A 20,538-nucleotide genomic window follows, 5' to 3' on the forward strand; every position below is an offset into this window, starting at 1 on the left:
ATACCTCCCGAAACGTGGTATTTCCGCGCGACTTTTCAGGTAATCTATATCATTCTTGCGGCAATTACGCATATACTTCAAAAAAGGTGCAAATTTTCCGCATGGAACTCGACCCTGCCGATCTTCAGCTTCTCGCGGCCTTGCAACGCGATTCCACCCAAACGGCGCAAGAGCTTGGCGACCGTCTGAACATGTCCGCATCACAGGCGGGTCGCCGCAAGCAACGGCTGGAGGCGGAAGGTTACATCGCGGGATATCGCGCCTATCTTTCGCCTGACAAACTGGGGCTGTCGGTCGAGGCGTTTATCCAGATCGTCATGGCCACACATACCGAACAGAACGCAAAGCATTTTGTGCGCCTGACCAAGACGCGGCCGGAAATCGTCGGGGCTTGGACCCTGACAGGCGAGGCTGATTACCTGTTGCGGGTCTATTGCGCTGATCTTGCTGCGTTGAACATGCTTGTCCAACAGGTGCTGCTGCCCCACCCCGCCGTGAGCCGCGTGCAAAGCCAGATCGTGATGGAGCGCATCAAACCCGACGCGCCCCTGCCGCTTTAACCAAAGTCACTGCCCCTTGTTTTCAAATTGAGGCAGGGCCTTTGCAAAACCAAAGCCGCGATCCATTTCGGATATCTCGGCAAGCACGCGGTCAATCAAGGGCTGCTCGATCTGCGCCGAGAACAAGACGGTGCGCATCAAGGTTTCTGATACGGCCTGTTTGTCCTTGTAGTGCGCATAAAAGGCAAAGCAGAGCGCGGCCAAGGCGGTCACGGTGGTCTGCATACTTGGGGCGGCGAATGCGCGCTGCACAAGCGGCGGTTTTGGTACTGGCGCGTCCGGATCGGTGGGCGGGACCGGCTCGACCCGAAAAACAGCGACAAGGGTCGGCCAGAACAGAACCAGAAGCCCAAACACAAGGCTTGCCCAGAAAAAGACTTTGTTCAGGACCGCATAGCTCCATGACTTGATGAAGATGTCTTCGATCAAGGCCACGCGCATCGCTTCGTCTGAATTGGTCGGGTCTTCATCATAAACACAGCGGGCGGTCTGGCGCATGTAATGGGCCGAGGTTTGCCACCGGTTCGGTTCCGGACATGCTTGGAAATTGCGCATCGTTCCGTTTTCGGCGGCGCCAATCAGCGGTGTGGACGTGCTTTGCGCCCAAACTGGCGCAACCCAAACCAAAACACACAAAATTAGTGAGACAAATCGCATGCGGGTCCCTTTCAAACGGTGCTTAGGCCGTTAGACTGACGGACAATAGCATTTGGAGCAATCTTTTTGGCAAGGTCCCCCGCGCGCATGGTCTGCGGGGGGATCGGGCGTGATCGGGCAATCATGGAATCATTTCTGTTTCAGGCAACAATCTATCTGGGTGCTGCGGTGATCGCAGTGCCTTTGGCTGCGCGCCTGGGATTGGGGTCTGTGCTGGGATATCTGCTCGCGGGGATCATGATCGGACCCGTGCTGGGCCTTGTGGGAACCGAAACGCAGGACCTGCAACATTTTGCCGAATTTGGTGTGGTGATGATGTTGTTCCTGATCGGGCTCGAACTGGAACCGCGCGCACTTTGGAACATGCGCCAGCGTCTGATCGGCATGGGTGGCTTGCAGGTTGGATTAACCATGCTGGCGATCATGGGGGCCGGGATGGCGCTGGGATATGATTGGTCCACCTCGGTTGCAATCGGCATGATCTTTGCCCTCTCCTCGACCGCGATCGTGCTGCAAACCCTGACCGAGAAAGGGCTGATGCAGACCAGTGGCGGTCGGTCGACCTTCTCGGTCCTGCTGTCGCAGGATATCGCCGTGATCCCGATGCTGGCGCTGCTGCCGCTGCTGGCGGTCCCTGTGATGGCAACCTTGGCGCCGGATGGGTCAATGCAGCTTGCCACAGATGACCACGATGGCGCGCATCATGCAGCCCTGAGCCTTGTGGATGGCCTGCCCGGCTGGGGCGTGACGCTGGTCACTTTGGGTGCAGTTGCTGCGGTGATCCTTGCGGGTACTTTTCTGACCCGTCCGGTCTTTCGCTATATCCACCAGGCGCGGCTGCGCGAGATGTACACGGCACTCGCGCTGTTGATGGTCGTCGCAACTGCCGTGCTGATGACGATGGTCGGCCTCTCGCCCGCTTTGGGCACTTTCCTTGCCGGTGTCGTGCTGGCCAACTCCGAGTTCCGGCACGAGTTGGAAAGCGACCTGGAACCGTTCAAGGGGCTGCTCTTGGGCCTTTTCTTCATCACCGTCGGGGCCGGTATCAACTTTGGTCTCTTGTTTGGTGATCCGGCCTATATTCTGGGTCTCACGCTTGGCGTGATGGTGATCAAGGGAGCGATCCTTTACGGGCTGGCACTGCTGTTCGGGCTCAAGAACAAGGACAGGTGGCTGTTCACCCTTGGTCTGGCACAGGCCGGCGAATTCGGCTTTGTGCTGATCTCGTTCTCCCTACAGCAAGGCGTGTTAAACGATGGACTTGGCGGGACGCTATTGCTGGTCATTGCGCTTTCGATGTTGATCACGCCGCTTTTGTTCATCCTCTACGACATCCTCAGCCGCCAGATGACCGAAGCCGAAGAGGAAGGGCATGACGAGGTTGACGAACGCGGCACGGTCATTATCGCCGGGATTGGCCGTTTCGGGCAGATTGTGAACCGGCTTGTGCAAAGCGCGGGGTTCGAGACAGTGGTCGTGGATAGCAATCTGGCCACCGTCCAGATGATGCGTAAATTCGGCTTTCGCGGCTTTTTCGGTGATCCGACGCGGCCCGATCTGTTGAGTGCGGCAGGGCTGGAGGACGCCAAGGTCTTGGTCGTGGCGATCGATGACAAAGCCTCGGTCAACAAGCTGGTGCGCTATGCCCGCAAGACCCGCCCCGATCTGCACATCATCGCCCGTGCCCGCGACCGCGTGCATGTGCACGAGCTTTACGAGGCAGGGGCCAATGACATTGTCCGCGAGATGTTCGACAGCTCTTTGCGCGCAGGGCGTTATGCGCTGGAAAACCTTGGCTTGTCCGAGTTCGAGGCGGCAGAACTCGAGCAGGCCTTCTATCAGCACGACCGCAAGGCGCTGCGGGAACTGGCCGCCTTGTGGAAACCCGGCGTGCCGATCAGTGAGTTGCCAGAATATGTGGCCCGCGCGCGGGAGTTGAACAGCACGCTGGAGTTGGAGCTGTCCGCGCGCCAGCAGGCCAACGAGCGCAAGACCGAAAGCGGGTCCTAGCCGTCGCTGACCCCGGCCTCGGCAAATGTCGCCATGCCGGAATGGCAGGCAATGGCCCCTTTGAGGATGCCGATCGCCAGCGCCGCACCCGACCCTTCGCCCAAACGCAGGCCAAGGTTCAAGAGCGGCTCTTTGCCCAAGGCGGTCAGCATGGCCTGATGCGCGCCCTCGGCACTCAGATGTCCTGCGACCGTGTGATCGAGCGCACCGTCAACAGCTTTGGCAAGGCTGGCCGCGGCGGCACAGCAGATAAATCCGTCAAGGATGACCGGAATACGGTGATAGCGCGCGGCCGCAATCGCGCCGGCCATGGCCGCCAGTTCACGCCCGCCAAGGCAGCGCAGTGCCTCGAGTGAATCCGATGTGGCATGCAGCGCAAGCCCCTTTGCGACCACATCGGTCTTGCGGGCCAATCCTGCGTCATCCACCCCCGTACCACGCCCTGTCCAGTCCGAAGCATGCCCACCCAGGACAGCCGCAGCGACCGCAGCGGCGGACGTCGTGTTGCCGATCCCCATCTCGCCGGTCACCAAAAGATCAGCATCAGGATCGACCGCGTTCCAGCCTGTTTGCAGGGCTTCGACAAATTCCTCTTCGGTCATCGCGGGGGCGACGGTGAAATCAGCGGTAGGGGTGTCCAAAGCCAAGGCATAGACATCCATCTTTGCGCCAAATGCCTTTGACAGTTGGTTAATCGCCGCACCGCCGTGTTCAAAGTTGGCGACCATCTGCGCGGTCACCTCGGGCGGGAAGGCAGATACGCCTTGCGCGCAGACACCGTGATTGCCCGCAAAGATAATGACTTGCGGTGCGTTGATCTGCGGCTTGGCATCGCCGCGCCAGCCTGCATACCAGATCGCGAGGTCTTCCAGACGGCCCAGCGCACCGGGGGGTTTGGTCAATTGCCCATTGCGATCCTGCGCGCCGGCAATGGCAAGCGCATCTGGACCGGCGGCCTTGGCCAATGTGTCGCGGAAGGTCGAAATCGTGGAAAATGGCGCTTGCATCAGGTCCTCGCTGGGGTCAATCTTTGCCCTTGTTTAACGAACGAGACGCCGGTGAAAAGGCCCTGAAAGGACGCAGTTTGCACAAACACGACATGGGCCTGATTGACCGCGTTGATTTGCCTGCCGCATTGGGGTTGCTGACGCGCCTGCCAGTGAGCGTTGACAGCAACCGCGCAATGGACCGCGGGGCGGCTTCGGCCTGGGCCTATCCGCTTGTGGGTGTCGTCTTGGGGGTGATCCTCGCGGCATCCGTGGCCTTGATGCAGTGGCTTGGCGTGCCGTCAGGGATCAGTGCGGGGTTAATCCTTGCCGGTTCGGTCATCTTGACGGGTGCGATGCACGAAGACGGATTGGCCGATAGCGCCGACGGGCTTTGGGGGGGCTGGGACCGGGCGCGTAGGCTGGAGATCATGAAAGACAGCCATATCGGGGTTTACGGGGTGTGTGCGATTGCCCTGTCACTTTTGCTGCGCTGGCTGGGCTTGGTGGCGATTGTCTCGGTCGGTGCTTATTGGGTGGCCTTTATTGCCATCGGCGCGTTGAGCCGGACCAGCATGGTGGTCCTGATGGCGATCTTGCCGAACGCCCGCGCGGGCGGATTGAGCAAATCTGTGGGCCGCCCCCCGACGGGTACGGTCTGGCTGGCCATCGTCTTTGGCGTGGGGTTTGCGATCTTGTGTGGCTATCCTTGGTTGATTTTGGTGGCGGCGACAGCGACTGCGGCTTGCGGTCTGATCGCGCGCGCCAAAATCGGCGGGCAGACAGGGGATATTCTGGGCGCCACCCAACAGGTCAATGAAATGGCGCTCTTGATCGCTGTTGTGATGATGGTGACCTAGGGCAGCGGCTGGCAGGCCAAAGCGGTGGCAAAAGAGCCGCGATCAAAGTGATCGCCTATCTCGCGCGCCACGAGTTGACCTTCTGACAGGACTGTCGCCATCACTTTTGTCCAGTCCGCATTTGCGGTGATCATCTCTGGCCCGGTTCCGCAATCGCGGATTCCGCCGCCGATATCGGATTCTCCGATCCGGTGATTTGTCAGGCCGGAAAGATCGGCGACCGGCTCTAGTGCGCCGTTGATAAAGCGCCAGACCCGCAGGGTTTTCGCCAGATGCGGGCGGTCGATATAGGCGATCTCGATCAGGCCATCGCCGTCCAGATCGGCCGCACCAATCGGGGCCAGCCAGCGATTGGTCTGGCCGATATGCGGGGTCGAGGCGATTTTGCCGGTTTCATCATAAACGGCGAGTTGCGCGCCCAGAGAGGCCAGTGTTTCGACCACGATCACCTCGGGCGAGCCATCAAGATCGACATCCACAAGGCGCGGGGCCAGATCCTCGAACACGCGCTCTTGCGGCAACGTGACATTGCGTGTGCCGCGATCTGTCGTGATCTCCAGCGCGCCCCACTCGATCGCATCACCCAAGACACCATGGGCATAGCGATCTGTCGGGGCAGCATACTCTGCTGAAAGGATCGTTTCGGAACAGGCAGAGGTGGCCGTGACAGCCACCAGTGCCAAAACGCGGATCAAATCTGCTTTTCCGGCATCTGTACGCGCAGACCGTCCAGCGCGTCGCTGACTTTCAACTGGCAGGTCAGTCGGGATTTGACCGGATCAGGCTGATAGGCGAAATCAAGCATGTCTTCTTCCATCGCGTCCTTGGCGGGCAGCTTTTCAACCCATGCGTCATCGACATAGACGTGGCAGGTCGAACAGGCACAGGCGCCGCCGCAATCAGCCTCGATCCCGGGGATACCGTTATCGCGCGCGCCTTCCATCACGGTCAGCCCGTTTGCAACATCAACCACATGCTCTTTGCCGCCAAATTCAACGTAGGTTATTTTAGCCATCGTTCGTCTGTCCCTTATGCATTCTTAACGAGTCAGATTCCTAAGTAGTGCAGCATTTGTAGGCTCGCCACCCCCAAAAACACCTCTTCAGCGCGCTAACGTACCTGTGACCTGTGGACATTGGCGCGCGATTGCTTACCTTTTGCCTACGATGGGTCGGGGAGGCCCACAACTAGGGAGAGTTTAATGAAGCATTTATCGAAGGCCGTACTGGCCGCCAGTCTGGCTTTTGTGGCACCTGCAGCACATGCACAGGCAGAAGAAGCAAGCTATATCCTTGCGACAGCCTCGACCGGTGGCACCTATTATCCAGTTGGCGTTGCCCTATCGACGCTTGTGAAGGTCAAGCTGGAACCAACCCAGAAAATTGGCATGTCCGCAATCAGTTCTGCCGGATCCGGTGAAAACATCCGGCTGATGCGCGAAGGCGAAGCGCAATTTGGCATTCTGCAAGGTCTGTTTGGCTATTATGCCGCGACAGGAACCGGTCCATTGGAAGAATCCGGACCACAAGAGAACCTGCGTTCTGTCTCCATGCTGTGGCCAAACGTTGAACAATTCGTCATTTCTGCAGATGCCGTGAATACGGGCACAATGGCTGATATGGTCGCCTTGCGCGGAGAGGCGATGGCCTTTGGTGCACAGAACTCTGGCACAATCGGGTCAAACGCCGCGCTGCTTGGAGGACTGGGCCTTGATATCAACACCGATTTCGAACTGGTCTTTGGTGGCTATGGGCCCGCAGCGGAAGCACTGCAAAACGGTCAGGTCAAGGGGCTTGGCGCACCTGCGGGCGTGCCGACAGGCGCGATCAGCCAGTTGATGGCATCGGCCGGTGATGGGGTGAAAATGCTCGACTTTACCCCCGAAGAACTGGCGCAAGCAGATGCGGGGCGCAATCTTTGGACGCCTTATCTGATCCCGGCCGGGACCTATCCGGGCCAGACCGAGGACATCAACACGGTTGCACAACCCAACTTCCTTGCCACCAATGCTGATCTGCCCGAGGAAAATGTCTATCTGATCACCAAGGCAATCTTCGAGAACCTGCCCTTCTTGCAGGCCATCCATCCGGCCACCAAAGAGATGGCAATCGAAAAAGCCCTCGACGGTCTGCCATTGCCGCTGCACCCCGGTGCATTGCGGTATTATCAGGAAGTCGGGATTGACGTCCCTGCCCGTCTGATCGCAAACTAAACCAGACAACGGCCCGTGTGAATTGATCATGCGGGCCGTTTTGCATTCAAGGGGATCCTTATGTCCGATGAAACCCCCGCCGCGGAAATTGTCCAACGCGCGTTTACCGGGTTGCCGAACACGGCCCTGACAACACTCTGTTTCCTGATCGCCGTCGGCCATATCTACGTGGCCTTTGATCTGGTGATCTCTGAATTCCAGCGCAACGCCTATCACTTTGCCGGCTTTGCCTTTTTGGCTTCTGTCCTGCATCCGATGATCAGGGGCAAAGCACGCAGCAAGCCAATGCTGGCCTTTGACCTGACGTTCGGCGCATTGGTGGCCGTTGCTGCGCTTTATCTCCCCTTCGCGGAACAAGGTATCTATGACCGCGGAGTCAAGTTCACGACGCTCGATTGGATCGCGGCCGTGATCTGCGTTATTGGTGCGATAGAACTGACCCGCCGCCTGACCGGCTGGATCATTCCTTGCCTGATCATCATCGCACTGACCTATATCGGCTGGTGGGGCCAGCTTATTGGCGGCGTGTTTTCCTTTCCGGGGCTCAGCTGGGAATCGATCGCCTTCCGGTCGATCTTTGGCGATGATGCGATGTTCGGCACGATTGCGCGGATTTCATCGACTTTCGTGTTCCTCTTTATCATCTTCGGCGCTTTCCTTTTGCGTTCCGGCGCAGGGGATTTCGTGATCAACATCGCCCGCGCCATTGCAGGGCGCATGGTCGGAGGGCCCGGCATCGTGGCTGTGATCGCCTCCGGCCTGACAGGAACCATTTCAGGCTCGGCTGTGGCCAATACCGCATCGACGGGCGTGATCACGATCCCGCTGATGAAAAAAGCCGGGTTTCCGGCAAAGTTCGCAGGCGGGGTCGAAGCGGCCTCGTCCACAGGCGGACAGTTGATGCCGCCGATCATGGGCGCCGGTGCCTTTGTCATGGCGAGCTTCACGCAAATCCCCTACGAGACGATCGTGGCGGTGGCAGCCCTGCCTGCGCTACTTTATTTCCTGTCAGTCGCTTTCTTTGTCAGGATCGAGGCCCGCCGCCTGAACCTGCAACCGATGGCAAATGATGGCGAGACGATAAAATCGGCCTTTCTCAAGGGCGGTGCAAGTTTTGTCATCCCCATCAGCGCGCTGATCGGGATGCTTGTATCGGGCTTTACACCCACCTACGCCGCTGTCTTTGGTATCCTTGCCGTCATCGCATCAAGCTGGCTGACGCAGAACCCGATGGGGCCGCGCGCGGTGTTCGAGGCTTTGGTGATGGGGACGAAGGGCATGATCATGACAGCGGTGCTGCTGTGTTCGGTGGGTCTTGTCGTGAACGTCATTACGACTGCCGGGATCGGCAATACCTTCAGCCTGATGATCGCGGACTGGGCCGGTGGCAATCTGCTGATTGCGATTGTCATGGTCGCCTTGGCCAGTCTTGTGCTGGGCATGGGCCTGCCCGTGACGGCAGCCTATATCGTGCTGGCCACACTTTCGGCCCCTGCCCTTGCGGGCATGATTGCGGACCGCTTTGTGATCGACGCGATGGTTGCGGGCACATTGGGTGATGCGGCCAATGCGGTTCTGATGTTCGGCATCCCTGATCCAACAGTTCTGGCAGGGCCGCTGAGCGTGGATCAGGCAACGGCGATTATCCGCGCGCTCCCGCTAGAGATTGCAGCCCCCGTGCGCGATCTGGTGGTCCCGCAAGATGTCACCGTTGCGGCGATTCTTTCAGCGCATATGATCATCTTCTGGCTGAGCCAGGACAGCAATGTCACGCCCCCGGTCGCACTGGCGGCCTTTACCGCCGCCGCCATTGCCAAGGCCCCAGCCATGGCCACGGGTTTTGCCAGTTGGAAGCTGGCGAAGGGTCTTTATATCGTGCCGCTGATGATGGCCTATACGCCCTTCCTGTCGGGTGATTGGCCCGTGATGATCTTGATCTTCGGCTTTGGTGTGGTGGGCATCTATGGGTTGGCGGGCGCGTTGCAAGGCTGCATGGAAGCGCCGCTGAACCCTGCCTTGCGTCTTGTTGCAGGTGTTGCCGGTGCAGCCTGTCTTTGGCCCGCGCCGCTTTGGGTTCATCTGGCGGCTGCGGCGGTTGTGGTGGGATTGCTTGTATTCAATACCCGCCAGCTCAAACAGACGGTGCCAGCCTAGGAGAGTCCAGCATGATCCATACTGGAAGTTGTCTTTGCGGGGCAGTGTCGTTTCAGGTCACAGGCCCGCTCGCGCAGCCCAATGCCTGCCATTGCACGGCCTGTCGCAAGCATTCAGGCCATTTCGGAGCCTCGGTGGATATGCCACGGGATGCCTTGAGCATCACCGGCACAGAGCATCTGCGCTGGTATCAATCCTCTGCAAAAGTCCGGCGCGGTTTTTGCGGGACATGCGGATCAACGCTGTTTTGGGATCCGGTCTTTCACGACTGGACCGCTGTCGCGATGGGGGCTTTTGACACGCCAACCCAAACAACATTGGCGCTGCATATCTTTGTCGCAGACAAGGGCGACTATTACGAGATCGCGGATGGGCTGCCGCAGAACCAGCAGTAGGAGACAAAAAAGGCGGCCCCTAAGGACCGCCCTCTATCATTTTGGGGTATGGCTTGGATTACTCTTCCAAGACCAGCGCCACAAAACGTGGATCACCACCGCGCCGCACAAGAAGCAAAAGCGATTTGCGCCCGGCTTCGGTTGCGGCCTCGATCTGCGCTTCCAGATCAACGACAGTTGCCACAGCTTGTTGACCGGCTTCAGTGATCACGTCGCCTTCCAGCAGGCCTTTGGATGCGGCCTCTGACTCTGGATTGATTGCCGTGATGACCAAGCCCTGCTCGACCGTGAGCGAGAATTGATCCGTCAGTTCCGGCGTGATCTCCGAAAGGGTCAGGCCCAAAATCTCGGCCTGTTCCGGCGCTTCGGGTTCGGTTGATGCAGGGAAGGCCACTGCCTCTGAAGTCTCGCGACGGCCAAGGATCACCGTAAGATCGGTCATTTCGCCATCACGCAGAACCGCCATTGGCACTTCTTTTCCGACGGGCGAGTTGCCGACAATCCGCACCAGTTCACGGGTGTCTTCGATTGCGACACCGTCGAAATCAAGGATCACGTCACCTGCCAGCATACCTGCATTCTCGGCAGGACCCGGAGGAACGTCCGTCACCAGCGCGCCGCGTGCCATATCAAGCCCCTCGATCGCGTCCACCATATCGGGTGTCACGTCCTGGATGCGCACGCCCAACCAGCCACGGCGGGTTTCGCCGAATTCGATCAACTGATCGACCACATTGGTAACAACAGCCGAAGACATGGCAAAGCCGATGCCGATGGAACCACCGTTCGGTGACAGGATCGCCGTGTTCACACCGATCACTTCACCGTCCATGTTGAACAACGGGCCACCAGAGTTACCACGGTTGATCGCGGCGTCGGTCTGGATGTAGTCGTCATAGGTGCCGGACAGCGCACGGTTGCGGGCCGAGACGATACCAGCGGAGACCGAGAAACCTTGGCCAAGCGGGTTACCCATCGCCATGACCCAGTCGCCCACGCGGGACCCCGGGCCGTTGCTGTCGCCGAATGTCACGAAGGGTAGGTTTTCAAGATCGACCTTCAGCACGGCGATATCTGTGTTCGGGTCGGTACCGATCAATTCGGCAGGCACGCCGGGTTCACCGCCGGGGAAGAACTCGATCAGAATTTCATCGGCACCTTCGATCACGTGGTTGTTGGTCACGATAAAGCCGTCCGCAGAGATGACAAAACCGGAACCCAGCGCAGACGACCGGCGCGTTCCTTCGCCCGGGCCACGATCCAGATCGTTAAAGAAGTCCTCAAAAGGTGAACCATCGGGCACCAGACCCTGCGGGCCAGTGCGCCCCGCAATTGTCGTGCTTGTCGTGATGTTTACGACCGACGGGCTGACCTGTTCGGCCAAATCGGCAAATGTCTGCGGCCGAGCCTGCGCATTTGCCAGTGTGACTTGAGCAAGGACCAAAGCAAAAGCGACGGCCAACATCGTCACAAATGCCATCGCGGCGCGGCGCGCGCGCTGCTGATCTTGCTGAATTGCGATTGCCGTAGATTTCATGGGGCAAATTCCTTTGTCATTGACAGGGGCCGTTCTGACGGCCCCGTTACTTGGTGATGATCTATGTAGGGCGCGAAATGTGCAACGCAAACTTCGTTACGCAACGCTCAATAGGACGTGAATTGCCGTGTTTGTTTTCGTGTTGGGCATCAAAACGGCAAAACGCAAAGGGGCCAGCGTTGCAGCTGGCCCCTTTTGTTGTCGGAATAATGCGCGATCACTCGGTGATGGCACGCGCGCCTTGGTCAGACTTCAGGTAGTTGAAGAACTCACTGTCAGGCGACAAGACCATGGTCGAATTGCCCGGGGTCAGTGACCGCTGATAGGCTGTCATCGAACGATAGAATTCAAAGAATTCCGGATCAGCACCAAAGGCTTGAGCAAAGATTTCATTCCGGCGGGCATCGGCCTCACCCTGAATGATCTGGCTTTCGCGTTCCGCCTCTGAAACCAGCTCGATCACGGTCCGGTCGGCACCGGCGCGAATACGCTGGGCCGCTTCGTTACCACGTGCACGTTCGTCGGCCGCTTCGCGATCCCGCTCTGCTTTCATCCGCTCGTAGGTGGCGTTGAGGTTTTCCGGTGGCAGATCCGTCCGCTTGAGGCGCACGTCGATCACCTGCAAGCCAAGAGCCTGCGCTTCGGCAATCGCCTGATTGCGGATCCGGAGCATCAGTGCAGCACGATCCACCGACAAGATGTCGTTGGATGTCACCGAACCCAGAACCTCGCGTGTTTCGGCACGCAAAATGCTGTCCAGACGACGCGCGGCGGCTTCTTCGCCACCGGCACCAACCGCACGGCGGAACTGCTCGACATCGGCAATCCGGTAGCGGGCAAAGGCATCCACGACCAGCCGGCGGTCATCGGATGGTGTGACTTCCAGCGGTTCCAGATCACGGCTCAGGATGCGGTCGTCATAGCGGACAACCTCTTGAATCAACGGGATCTTGAAGCCAAGCCCCGGCTCTTCTTGCACTTTGACGATCTGGCCGAACTGCAGAACAAGTGCCTTTTCACGCTCGTCCACGATAAAGATTGAAGACAAAGCTCCAATCACTACAACCGCAACAGCGGGTAGAAGAAATGCTGACTTACGCATCAGTTTGACCCTCCAGTTGGACTACGGCGTAGTTCGTTAAGCGGCAGATAGGGCACGATGCCCTGCCCCCCGGCTTGGCCCTCATCAAGAATGATCAGGTCAAGACCGCCAAGGACCCCTTCCATCGTCTCAAGGTAAAGACGCTTGCGGGTCACTTCCGGTGCTTTTTGGTATTCGGCCAAAACCGCAGAGAAACGGCTGGCTTCACCTTCGGCTTCGTTGACCACACGGGCACGGTAGCCTTCGGCTTGCTCTAGGATCTGGGCCGCCTGACCGCGTGCTTCGGCAACCACCTGGTTGGCATAGGCATCTGCCACGTTCTGCACCCGGTCACGTTCTTGTTCGGCATCCTGCACCGCGCGGAACGAGGCGATAACAGGTTCTGGCGGGTCGGCCTTGTCAAAGTTGACACGGATGATGTTCACACCGGAATCGTAGCTATCAAGCGTGGTTTGGATCAGATCAGTCAGCCTGTCCTGAATGGCCCCGCGGTCGCGGTTGAGGATCGGAGCAAGTTCCGACTGCGAGATAATCTCGCGCATCGCTGATTCAGCGACGGCCTCGATCGTCTGGGGTGGATTGGCGAGGTTAAAGAGATAAAGCTGCGGATCGGTGATATTCCAGACAACCTGGAAGTCGATATCCACGATGTTTTCATCACCCGTGAGCATCAGACCTGCATCCATACCGGACCGGCTGGTGCCGATGTCGATGTTGCGCTCGGTTGTTACTGCGATGACCTCGCGTGTCACGATGGGCCATGGCGCAAAGTTCAGACCGGGTTCGCCAACAGCAAGGAAGTCACCCAAGAACAGTTCGACCGATTTTTCTTCGGGGCGTACTGTATAGAAGGAGGCATAGAGCCAAAGCGCAATCACAGCCAGAAAGCCAAGGCCGATACTGCCGCGGGTCAACTGTGGACCGCCGCCGCCGCTACCGGCTGGTCCGTTACCACCGTTGCCACCGCCGCCCATCAGAACGCGCAACTGTTCGCGCCCCTTGTTTACGAGTTCATCAATATCGGGGATGTTCGGCCCGTCATTATTTGGCGGACGGCGTCCGCCGCCGCGGTTGTCGTCGTCACCACCGCCAGAGCCATTGTTTCCGCCGCCGCCCCAAGGGCCACCGTTATTTCCTGCCATCGTCTTCCTATGCTTCCTTTCGTCGGTGCCCAAGCGCTCTGGGCCGTTCCTGTATGCCATGTGTGCTTTGATTGCCTGAAATCAAGCTGTGCGCATCGGTTCCTTCATCGTCACCAGTTCTTCGGCCATCGTGGGGTGAACCGCAACAGTGCGGTCAAAATCTTCTTTTGTCGCACCCATCTTCACCGCAATCCCCACCAACTGGATCATCTCGCCTGCATGGTCTGCGACGATATGACAGCCCAAGACTTTGCGGGTGGCTTTGCTGACCACCAGCTTCATCAGCACCCGGTCGTCGCGTCCCGCAAAAGCATGGTTCATCGGCTTGAAGGAGGTGCAATAGATCTCGACCGGTTCGATCTCGCGGGCCTGCTCTTCGGTAAGGCCGACCGTCCCTAGCTCGGGCTGGGTAAAGACAGCCGACGGGATCAGATCATGGTCAACCGCTGTCGGGTTGCCCTTGAAGACAGTTTCAACAAAGGCCATGCCTTCACGGATCGCCACGGGGGTGAGTTGCACACGGTTGGTCACATCGCCGATCGCATAGATCGACGGCACCGCTGTCTGGCTATACTCATCAACGATGATCTCGCCGCGTCTGCCGACCGTCACGCCTGCGGCTTCAAGTCCCATGCCTTCGGTATTTGGCGCACGCCCGGTCGCGAACATGACCTGATCATAGACTTCTTCGGTCCCATTGGTTGCCTTGACCCAAATGCCGTGCCCGCCGCCTGCATGTGGCAGTTGCGCGGGCTTGCCACTTTCCATCGGCACACCCTCTTGCACACCTTCAAGGTCCTCTTTGGTTGCGGCCCGCATCTCGACGATATTGGTGCCCAAGTGCAGGTTCACACCCTTGGCGCGCATCCCTTCGGCGACCAGTCCGCGCGCCTCGTCGTCAAAGCCGCGCAGGATTTGGGCGCCGCGATAGAACTGCGTCACTTTCACACCAAGGCCGTTCAGGATGCCCGCAAATTCGGACGCGATATAGCCGCCCCCGATGATCAGGATAGATTTGGGCATCCGATCCAGCAAGAACACCTCGTTGGAGGTGATCGCAAGCTCGGCCCCCGCCATATCGGGGACCACGGGGCGACCGCCTGTTGCCACAAGGATGTGTTTTGCGCGCAGGTCCTGCCCGGTCGACAGGGTGACTGTATGCGCGTCTTTCAACGTGGCGCGCGCGTCGAAAATTTCGACGTTGGAACCGCTCAGAAGCTTGCGGTAAATGCCCTCCAGCCGGTCCAGTTCAGCATGGAGATGGGTGCGAAACTTGGGCCAGTCAAAAGGCCCCTCTTGCACATCCCAGCCATAGGCGCGGGCGTCATCGAACATTTCCGCATAGCCCGAGGCGAAGACCATCAGTTTCTTGGGCACACAACCACGAATGACGCAGGTGCCGCCCATGCGGTATTCTTCGGCAAGGGCGACTTTGGCACCGGTTGCAGCGGCGACGCGCGCGGCACGCACACCGCCGGAGCCACCGCCGATGACGAAGAGGTCATAGTCAAAAGTCATCTGAGGGCTCCAATGCGGTCTTGGCGGCTAGTCGGCGATGCCGACGAAGATATTGTCATCGTCAAGGACATCAAATTGGACAACCTCAAAAGTGTTGTTGGTGATGTCACGCACGGTCACTTTGCCGTCACCGTGCCCCGCAACAACCACATCACAGATATCAATGAAGAGCCCATTTTCGACGACCCCGGGGATTTGATTGATCACAAGGCTCAACTGACGCGGATTGCCGATACGCTTGAGGTGAAGATCAAGGATGAAGTTCCCTTCATCCGTCACGAAAGGTTCCCCACCTTGCATCCGCTGCACAATATCACGGCCCAGCACATCCATGCCTATCAGCATCTCCTCGATCAGGTTTTGCGTCACCGGAAGCCCGAAAGGAACCACTTCCAGAGGCAAGGGAAAGGCACCCAGCGCGTCGACCTTCTTGGTCGCGTCCGCGATCACGATCATTTTGTCGCTGGCAGTGGCGACGATCTTTTCGCGCAGATGCGCCCCGCCGCCGCCCTTGATCAGGTTCAGTGCATCATCATATTCGTCGGTGCCATCAATGGTCACATCCAGCCATTTCGCTTCGTCCAAGGTGATGACTTCGATGCCAACATCGCGGGCAAGGCGCGCTGTGCGGTTCGAGGTCGGCACACCTTTGATCTTGAGCCCCTCGTCACGCACCATCTCGCCAAGGCATTGCACCATCCAAGCGGCGGTTGATCCGGTTCCAAGGCCGACTTTCATACCGGATTCAACAAATTCGGTCGCCTGCTTGGCAGCGACAAATTTCGCCTTGTCGATGGGGGACAATTCAGCAGCCATATCAGCAACTCCAAAAATCTTCTCCGCCGCCTTATAAGCAACATTACAGCAGGGCGCGAGGCCCCAAATCCCCAAAGCGCCTTGCAAAGGGCGACAAGCGTGTTTTTCCGCGGAAGTGTCGCATTTGGACGGACGCCAGGACCCCGATCAGATAGCGTTTCGCCATGTCCGAACCGATGCGCCTTCATTATGCCCCTGACAACGCCTCGCTTTGCGTCCGTTTGGCGTTGGAAGAGCTGGATTTGCCCTATGAGACCGTATTGGTCGAACGATCCACACAGGCGCATAAGTCACCCGCATTCCTCTCTCTCAACCCAAATGGCCTTATACCCGTATTGGAAACGCAAAACGGTCCGATGTTCGAAACCGGCGCTATTCTCATTTGGCTCGCGGATACACACAAAAGACTATTGCCGGCTGTGGATGCGGCAGAGCGGATGCATGCGATCCAATGGATGCTGTGGCTGGCCAATACCCTGCATCCCACGCTGCGGATGCTGTTCTATCCTGACCAATACGCCCAAGGCGACACTGGTCCGACATATCGCATGGCCCGGATCAGACTTGCCGCGCAACTCGATCTTCTGGCCGCCGTGCAAACAGCGCAGTGGTTGGATGATGATGCGCCCAGCGCGCAGGGCTGCTATCTTGCGCCCATGCTCCGTTGGGCCGCGCTTTATGGAGGGGGCCTTGAATGGTTCGATCTCGCGCGCTGGCCAAGGCTTCTAGCTTTTGCCCAACGCGCCGAAACCCGCGCAGCGGCGGTCCGCGTCGCGAAAGCTGAGGGTTTGGGCCCCTTACCATTTTCGGCTCCGATCCCCTGCAACCCACCTCAAGGAAGTGTGCTTTAGATGTTCCTCTCTGTCTTCGACATGTTCAAGGTGGGCGTAGGTCCGTCATCGTCTCACACCATCGGCCCGATGGTCGCGGCGGCGCGTTTCCTTGATCACCTGCGCGCGCAGCCCTTTGGCGTCGCGGGCGTGCAAGCCTCGTTGCACGGCAGTCTGGCCTTTACCGGGATCGGTCATGCGACGGATCGTGCGGTCATCCTTGGCTTGGCAGGGTTTCGGGCCGACGATTATGATGCGGAAAAAGCGGATGCAGAGCTGGCGCGGATCGCGCAAGAGCATTTTGTGACCCCGGTCGGGCTGGGCACATTGAAGTTCCACCCCAAGGACGACCTGATTTTTGACTACGGCCCTGCCCTGCCCGGCCATGCCAACGGCATGGTCTTGCGCGGCACCGATGCGCAGGGCGATGTAATCACGCAAGTCACCTATTATTCGATCGGCGGCGGTTTTGTTCTGACCGAGGCAGAGCTTGCCGCTGGCAAAGACAGCGACACCGGCGCGCCCGTTCCGTTTCCGTTTCACACTGCCCAGCAGATGCTGGATATGGCGCGGATGTCGGGCAAGACGATTGCCGAGATGAAGCGCATAAACGAACTGTCACGAATGCCGGGCGCAGACCTCGACAAGGGCATTGCACGGATCTGGGAGGTCATGAACAATTGCATCGAACGCGGGCTTGCGACCGATGGGATCTTGCCCGGCGGTCTTTCGGTGCGACGGCGTGCCAAAGGCATCTGGGAGGCGCTGCAAGCAGAGCGCGGGATGAACCTGACAGCCCCGCATACGATCAACGACTTTATGTCGACCTACGCGATGGCAGTGAACGAGGAAAACGCCGCCGGTGGCCAAGTGGTGACCGCACCGACGAATGGGGCCGCCGGGGTGATCCCTGCCACGATCCGCTATTGGCTGGATCATGTTCCGGGTGCCGCGCCATCGCGCGTGCCAGAGTTCCTGCTGACGGCGGCGGCGGTCGGCGGGCTGATCAAATACAACGCTTCTATCTCTGGGGCCGAATGTGGCTGTCAGGCCGAAGTGGGCAGTGCGGCGGCGATGGCCGCGGCTGGACTGGCGGCTGTCTTGGGTGGCACGCCAGAGCAGATCGAGAACGCCGCCGAAATCGCGCTCGAGCATCATTTGGGCATGACCTGCGACCCCGTGAAAGGCTTGGTGCAGGTCCCCTGCATCGAACGCAACGGTCTGGGTGCGATCAAGGCTGTGTCTGCCGCCTCATTGGCCATGCGCGGCGACGGTATCCATCTGGTGTCGCTGGATGTGGCGATTGAAACCATGCGCCAGACCGGTGCCGACATGAGCGAGAAATACAAAGAAACCGCGCTTGGCGGCTTGGCCGTGAATGTGCCGAACTGCTAAAGCGGCGCGATTGCTCTGCCCTTGGCCTTTCACTAGGCTAGAGAGATGACCACGGACCGTCCTTTTCTTGGCGTCATGCTGATGCTTGGCTTTTGCGTGCTGGCCCCTTTGGGTGACAGCATCGCAAAGCTCTTGGGCGGCGTCGTGGCCCTGAGCGTCTTGGTCTTTATCCGCTTTGGCATCCAGGCAATCATTTTGGTGCCACTTGTCGCATTTGGCGCAAAAGGGTTTCGGCTCCCGTCCGGTATGCTGGGTTGGACGCTGATCCGGACCGTGTTGCATATTCTTGGTATCGGCCTGATGTTCAGCGCATTGCGCTATCTGCCCTTGGCCGATGCTCTGGCCATTGCCTTTGTCATGCCCTTTATCATGCTGCTGCTGGGCCATTTTGTGATGGACGAGCATGTCGGGCTGCACCGTATGGTCGCCTGTGCTGTGGGTTTCATTGGCACGCTCTTGGTCATCCAGCCAAACTTTGTCGAAGTCGGCTATCCGGCACTTTTGCCGCTGGGTGTCGCGGTGGTCTTTGCCCTTTTCATGATGGTGACGCGCAAGGTGGCACGCGTCATGGACCCGATCAAGCTGCAAGCCATCAGCGGGGTTCAGGCCACAGTGATCCTTGGCGCGCTGATCGCCTTGGCCCCCGGTGAACTTTCTGATCTTCGTCTGGATTTTGACCGCCAGACTTGGGCACTGCTTGCAGGGCTTGGCTTGCTTGGGACCTTTGCGCATCTTTTCATGACATGGAGCTTGCGGTTTGCGCCCGCATCGACGCTCGCGCCGATGCAATATCTGGAAATTCCTTTTGGGACGGCGATTGGCTGGCTTGTCTTTGCCGACCTGCCCAATGGGCTGGCGGCCATCGGGATTTGCATCACCGTCGCGGCAGGGCTTTACATCATCCTGCGCGAACGGCGGCTGTCAAAGCAGTCTCTAAAAGCGCCCGCGGCAGTGTGACAAGGACCGGGTCAGCAGTCTGAATGGTCACCGCCCCGCCCAGCGCGGCATTTGAGGGGCTGGTAAAGCCCGCAGGTGTCATCAGCATGTTTTCAAAGGACCACTGCACCCCTGAAACCGTAACTGTCGCCGGGGCAAGAGGCATGATCGATATCCGCATCCCTTGGGGCGCATGAAAGGTGGTCACCCCGCGCGGAACCACAAAACAAACGTCGTCTTTGTCGATCAGGACAATCGCGCGATCCGAAAAGCGCACCATCACATTCAAAACAGACAGGGTATGGTCCATCCTGCCGCCGGTGAACCCCAAGGCAAGGATCAACGGCGCTGCAACCCTAGTCAGGGCTTTTTCAAAATCCGTTGTCGATTGTTCGGGTACATGATGAAGCAGATCCGCAAATAAGGCACGGGCTTGGTCTGAAAGACTATCAAGGTCACCGATGACCGCCGCTGGATGTATCTTGGCTGAAATGAGGTGATTTGCCCCCCCATCCACGCCTATAAACGCTTCAACGTGATGAAAAACCGCCGAAATATCAGTTTTTTCAATTGGCGCTCCACCAATGAGGCAGAGTGCTTTAGGACTTGAAACAATTAGCTCTACGGACAAAGATTGCTCCTCGATTCACAAACATTCCCTAAAAGGGTCACAAATTGAGCGTGAATGTAAGCTGTTGTTGTCTTCGATTAAGAACCAATCTGTGTCCAGCGGTCCGCCGTTGATAAGTAAGGAAGTATGCATTCATGGGCGAGAACGAACAAATTCTTGAAGTCACCTACGGCAACTTTTCCTGTCGTCTTGAAGGCTTTTCAGACTCTGTAGAAACAATGAAGACTGTTGTCTCATTCTTTCATGATCTTGCCGGACATGATCGATTTATGGATGTGGCGCCTCAAGCACCCGACATGGCAACGCTTGCGCGCCTCACCGAAGATCAAACCGGCGCGTCAGTCGAGATCGAGGGCGACGGGAACAAGGTCAGCCTTCGCTTGCGCAAAGATGACGTTGAAGAGGACGAAATCACCGATGAGGCGTCGTTGGACAATGTGTTTGACGAGCAGGAAATAAATGAAGATGCGGAGTTCGATGGCGAGAATGCCTATGATGACGCAGATCTTGACGCAGATGAAACATCCCAAGACGAAGACGAAGACAGCGCTTCGATCGACATCGAGGCCAGCGTTGCCGATAAGCTGGAACGCATTCGCGCAATCGCGAATGCTGAACAGACCGCTGACGAAGACGAGGCCTATGCCGAGGACCTGACAGAACCGGCGCCCGTTTCCAGACCAGTTAACCCATTGGCGCAGCGCCTTGCGGAACTCGCCAAGCGCACGTCGCAAACCAGAATACTGGATGCCTCCGAACGTTATGTCGAAAGCAGTGCGCTGAAGTCTGACGACGAC

The 20,538-nt window shown here is 58.4% G+C and carries 19 protein-coding genes and 1 pseudogene; 10 read left to right on the forward strand and 10 right to left on the reverse strand.

Annotated features, from left to right (window positions below):
- Positions 1-101: 101 nt before the first annotated feature.
- The gene (locus NWQ23_RS02345; RefSeq protein ID WP_306164672.1) at positions 102-560 is read left to right on the forward strand and encodes an Lrp/AsnC family transcriptional regulator; all 459 of its coding nucleotides are present in this window, start codon (positions 102-104) and stop codon (positions 558-560) included.
- Between the two features lie 6 nt (positions 561-566).
- Here NWQ23_RS02345 and NWQ23_RS02350 read toward each other — a convergent pair whose 3' ends face one another.
- Complete coding sequence (locus tag NWQ23_RS02350; RefSeq protein WP_306164630.1) at positions 567-1,115, reverse strand: hypothetical protein; 549 nt, start codon at positions 1,113-1,115, stop codon at positions 567-569.
- A 225-nt stretch (positions 1,116-1,340) separates the two neighbouring features.
- Between NWQ23_RS02350 and NWQ23_RS02355 the strand changes: the two genes are divergently transcribed.
- Positions 1,341-3,227, forward strand: a complete 1,887-nt coding sequence (locus tag NWQ23_RS02355) for a monovalent cation:proton antiporter-2 (CPA2) family protein (RefSeq protein WP_306164631.1) — start codon at positions 1,341-1,343, stop codon at positions 3,225-3,227.
- On the opposite strand, the gene cobT is transcribed toward NWQ23_RS02355, so the two are convergent.
- Positions 3,224-4,234 (reverse strand): nicotinate-nucleotide--dimethylbenzimidazole phosphoribosyltransferase, encoded by a 1,011-nt coding sequence (gene cobT, locus NWQ23_RS02360; RefSeq protein ID WP_306164632.1) that lies wholly within the window; start codon positions 4,232-4,234, stop codon positions 3,224-3,226. The genes NWQ23_RS02355 and cobT overlap by 4 nt on opposite strands.
- Before the next feature lie 29 nt (positions 4,235-4,263).
- On the opposite strand from cobT, the gene cobS reads away from it, so the two are divergent.
- On the forward strand, positions 4,264-5,073 hold the full coding sequence (cobS, locus tag NWQ23_RS02365; protein ID WP_306164633.1) for an adenosylcobinamide-GDP ribazoletransferase: 810 nt from the start codon (positions 4,264-4,266) through the stop codon (positions 5,071-5,073).
- On the opposite strand, the gene NWQ23_RS02370 is transcribed toward cobS, so the two are convergent.
- Positions 5,070-5,768 carry an FG-GAP repeat domain-containing protein gene (locus NWQ23_RS02370; protein ID WP_372340099.1) on the reverse strand — a complete coding sequence of 233 codons (699 nt, stop codon included), beginning with the start codon at positions 5,766-5,768 and terminating at the stop codon, positions 5,070-5,072. The two genes, cobS and NWQ23_RS02370, sit on opposite strands and share 4 nt — an antisense overlap.
- On the reverse strand, positions 5,765-6,088 hold the full coding sequence (locus NWQ23_RS02375) for a 2Fe-2S iron-sulfur cluster-binding protein (protein ID WP_306164634.1): 324 nt from the start codon (positions 6,086-6,088) through the stop codon (positions 5,765-5,767). The genes NWQ23_RS02370 and NWQ23_RS02375 overlap by 4 nt, the downstream gene beginning before the upstream one ends.
- 186 nt (positions 6,089-6,274) lie before the next feature.
- On the opposite strand from NWQ23_RS02375, the gene NWQ23_RS02380 reads away from it, so the two are divergent.
- From NWQ23_RS02380 to NWQ23_RS02390, 3 genes are read left to right on the forward strand one after another with little or no spacing between them, the layout of a single operon-like run.
- Positions 6,275-7,285 carry a TAXI family TRAP transporter solute-binding subunit gene (locus NWQ23_RS02380; RefSeq protein ID WP_306164635.1) on the forward strand — a complete coding sequence of 337 codons (1,011 nt, stop codon included), beginning with the start codon at positions 6,275-6,277 and terminating at the stop codon, positions 7,283-7,285.
- Between the two features lie 60 nt (positions 7,286-7,345).
- On the forward strand, positions 7,346-9,439 hold the full coding sequence (locus NWQ23_RS02385) for a TRAP transporter fused permease subunit (RefSeq protein ID WP_306164636.1): 2,094 nt from the start codon (positions 7,346-7,348) through the stop codon (positions 9,437-9,439).
- An 11-nt stretch (positions 9,440-9,450) separates the two neighbouring features.
- Positions 9,451-9,834, forward strand: a complete 384-nt coding sequence (locus NWQ23_RS02390) for a GFA family protein (protein WP_306164637.1) — start codon at positions 9,451-9,453, stop codon at positions 9,832-9,834.
- 58 nt (positions 9,835-9,892) lie between these two features.
- Here NWQ23_RS02390 and NWQ23_RS02395 read toward each other — a convergent pair whose 3' ends face one another.
- From NWQ23_RS02395 to rpiA, 5 genes are all read right to left on the reverse strand, one after another.
- Positions 9,893-11,371, reverse strand: a complete 1,479-nt coding sequence (locus NWQ23_RS02395) for a Do family serine endopeptidase (protein WP_306164638.1) — start codon at positions 11,369-11,371, stop codon at positions 9,893-9,895.
- A 217-nt stretch (positions 11,372-11,588) separates the two neighbouring features.
- A complete protein-coding gene (gene hflC / locus NWQ23_RS02400) occupies positions 11,589-12,473 on the reverse strand; it encodes a protease modulator HflC (RefSeq protein ID WP_306164639.1) in 885 nt (294 codons plus the stop codon).
- The gene (gene hflK / locus NWQ23_RS02405; RefSeq protein ID WP_306164640.1) at positions 12,473-13,615 is read right to left on the reverse strand and encodes an FtsH protease activity modulator HflK; all 1,143 of its coding nucleotides are present in this window, start codon (positions 13,613-13,615) and stop codon (positions 12,473-12,475) included. Before hflK ends, hflC begins: the two co-directional genes overlap by 1 nt.
- 81 nt (positions 13,616-13,696) lie before the next feature.
- Positions 13,697-15,133 carry an FAD-dependent oxidoreductase gene (locus NWQ23_RS02410; protein ID WP_306164641.1) on the reverse strand — a complete coding sequence of 479 codons (1,437 nt, stop codon included), beginning with the start codon at positions 15,131-15,133 and terminating at the stop codon, positions 13,697-13,699.
- Positions 15,134-15,160: 27 nt separating this feature from the next.
- Entirely contained in the window at positions 15,161-15,949 is a 789-nt protein-coding gene (gene rpiA, locus NWQ23_RS02415; protein ID WP_306164642.1) for a ribose-5-phosphate isomerase RpiA, read from the reverse strand.
- 176 nt (positions 15,950-16,125) lie between these two features.
- Here rpiA and NWQ23_RS02420 point away from each other — a divergent pair, with 176 nt between their 5' ends.
- From NWQ23_RS02420 to NWQ23_RS02430, 3 genes are read left to right on the forward strand one after another with little or no spacing between them, the layout of a single operon-like run.
- Positions 16,126-16,800: a glutathione S-transferase family protein gene (locus NWQ23_RS02420; protein WP_306164643.1), complete on the forward strand. Its 675-nt coding sequence runs from the start codon at positions 16,126-16,128 to the stop codon at positions 16,798-16,800.
- Positions 16,801-18,174, forward strand: coding sequence for an L-serine ammonia-lyase (locus NWQ23_RS02425; protein ID WP_306164644.1), 1,374 nt, complete (start codon positions 16,801-16,803; stop codon positions 18,172-18,174). It abuts the gene before it with no gap.
- A 45-nt stretch (positions 18,175-18,219) separates the two neighbouring features.
- On the forward strand, positions 18,220-19,131 hold the full coding sequence (locus NWQ23_RS02430; protein ID WP_306164645.1) for a DMT family transporter: 912 nt from the start codon (positions 18,220-18,222) through the stop codon (positions 19,129-19,131).
- Here NWQ23_RS02430 and NWQ23_RS02435 read toward each other — a convergent pair.
- A complete protein-coding gene (locus NWQ23_RS02435; RefSeq protein WP_306164646.1) occupies positions 19,073-19,741 on the reverse strand; it encodes a thiamine diphosphokinase in 669 nt (222 codons plus the stop codon). The two genes, NWQ23_RS02430 and NWQ23_RS02435, sit on opposite strands and share 59 nt — an antisense overlap.
- 218 nt (positions 19,742-19,959) lie before the next feature.
- On the opposite strand from NWQ23_RS02435, the pseudogene NWQ23_RS02440 reads away from it, so the two are divergent.
- Positions 19,960-20,538 (forward strand): annotated as a pseudogene (locus NWQ23_RS02440) (hypothetical protein); the annotation flags it as partial.

This window comes from Yoonia sp. (genome assembly GCF_030731595.1).
Classification (GTDB): domain Bacteria; phylum Pseudomonadota; class Alphaproteobacteria; order Rhodobacterales; family Rhodobacteraceae; genus Yoonia.

What these genes read in the sequence shown, in the direction of transcription:
- NWQ23_RS02425 (WP_306164644.1), top strand. Translation starts at nt 16,801, where the DNA reads ATGTTCCTCTCTGTCTTCGACATGTTCAAGGTGGGCGTAGGTCCGTCA.
- rpiA (WP_306164642.1), bottom strand. Translation starts at nt 15,949, where the DNA reads ATGGCTGCTGAATTGTCCCCCATCGACAAGGCGAAATTTGTCGCTGCC.
- NWQ23_RS02385 (WP_306164636.1), top strand. Translation starts at nt 7,346, where the DNA reads ATGTCCGATGAAACCCCCGCCGCGGAAATTGTCCAACGCGCGTTTACC.
- NWQ23_RS02420 (WP_306164643.1), top strand. Translation starts at nt 16,126, where the DNA reads ATGCGCCTTCATTATGCCCCTGACAACGCCTCGCTTTGCGTCCGTTTG.
- NWQ23_RS02390 (WP_306164637.1), top strand. Translation starts at nt 9,451, where the DNA reads ATGATCCATACTGGAAGTTGTCTTTGCGGGGCAGTGTCGTTTCAGGTC.
- NWQ23_RS02430 (WP_306164645.1), top strand. Translation starts at nt 18,220, where the DNA reads ATGACCACGGACCGTCCTTTTCTTGGCGTCATGCTGATGCTTGGCTTT.
- hflC (WP_306164639.1), bottom strand. Translation starts at nt 12,473, where the DNA reads ATGCGTAAGTCAGCATTTCTTCTACCCGCTGTTGCGGTTGTAGTGATT.
- NWQ23_RS02375 (WP_306164634.1), bottom strand. Translation starts at nt 6,088, where the DNA reads ATGGCTAAAATAACCTACGTTGAATTTGGCGGCAAAGAGCATGTGGTT.
- cobT (WP_306164632.1), bottom strand. Translation starts at nt 4,234, where the DNA reads ATGCAAGCGCCATTTTCCACGATTTCGACCTTCCGCGACACATTGGCC.
- NWQ23_RS02355 (WP_306164631.1), top strand. Translation starts at nt 1,341, where the DNA reads ATGGAATCATTTCTGTTTCAGGCAACAATCTATCTGGGTGCTGCGGTG.
- NWQ23_RS02350 (WP_306164630.1), bottom strand. Translation starts at nt 1,115, where the DNA reads ATGCGCAATTTCCAAGCATGTCCGGAACCGAACCGGTGGCAAACCTCG.
- NWQ23_RS02345 (WP_306164672.1), top strand. Translation starts at nt 102, where the DNA reads ATGGAACTCGACCCTGCCGATCTTCAGCTTCTCGCGGCCTTGCAACGC.
- hflK (WP_306164640.1), bottom strand. Translation starts at nt 13,615, where the DNA reads ATGGCAGGAAATAACGGTGGCCCTTGGGGCGGCGGCGGAAACAATGGC.
- NWQ23_RS02395 (WP_306164638.1), bottom strand. Translation starts at nt 11,371, where the DNA reads ATGAAATCTACGGCAATCGCAATTCAGCAAGATCAGCAGCGCGCGCGC.
- NWQ23_RS02380 (WP_306164635.1), top strand. Translation starts at nt 6,275, where the DNA reads ATGAAGCATTTATCGAAGGCCGTACTGGCCGCCAGTCTGGCTTTTGTG.
- NWQ23_RS02410 (WP_306164641.1), bottom strand. Translation starts at nt 15,133, where the DNA reads ATGACTTTTGACTATGACCTCTTCGTCATCGGCGGTGGCTCCGGCGGT.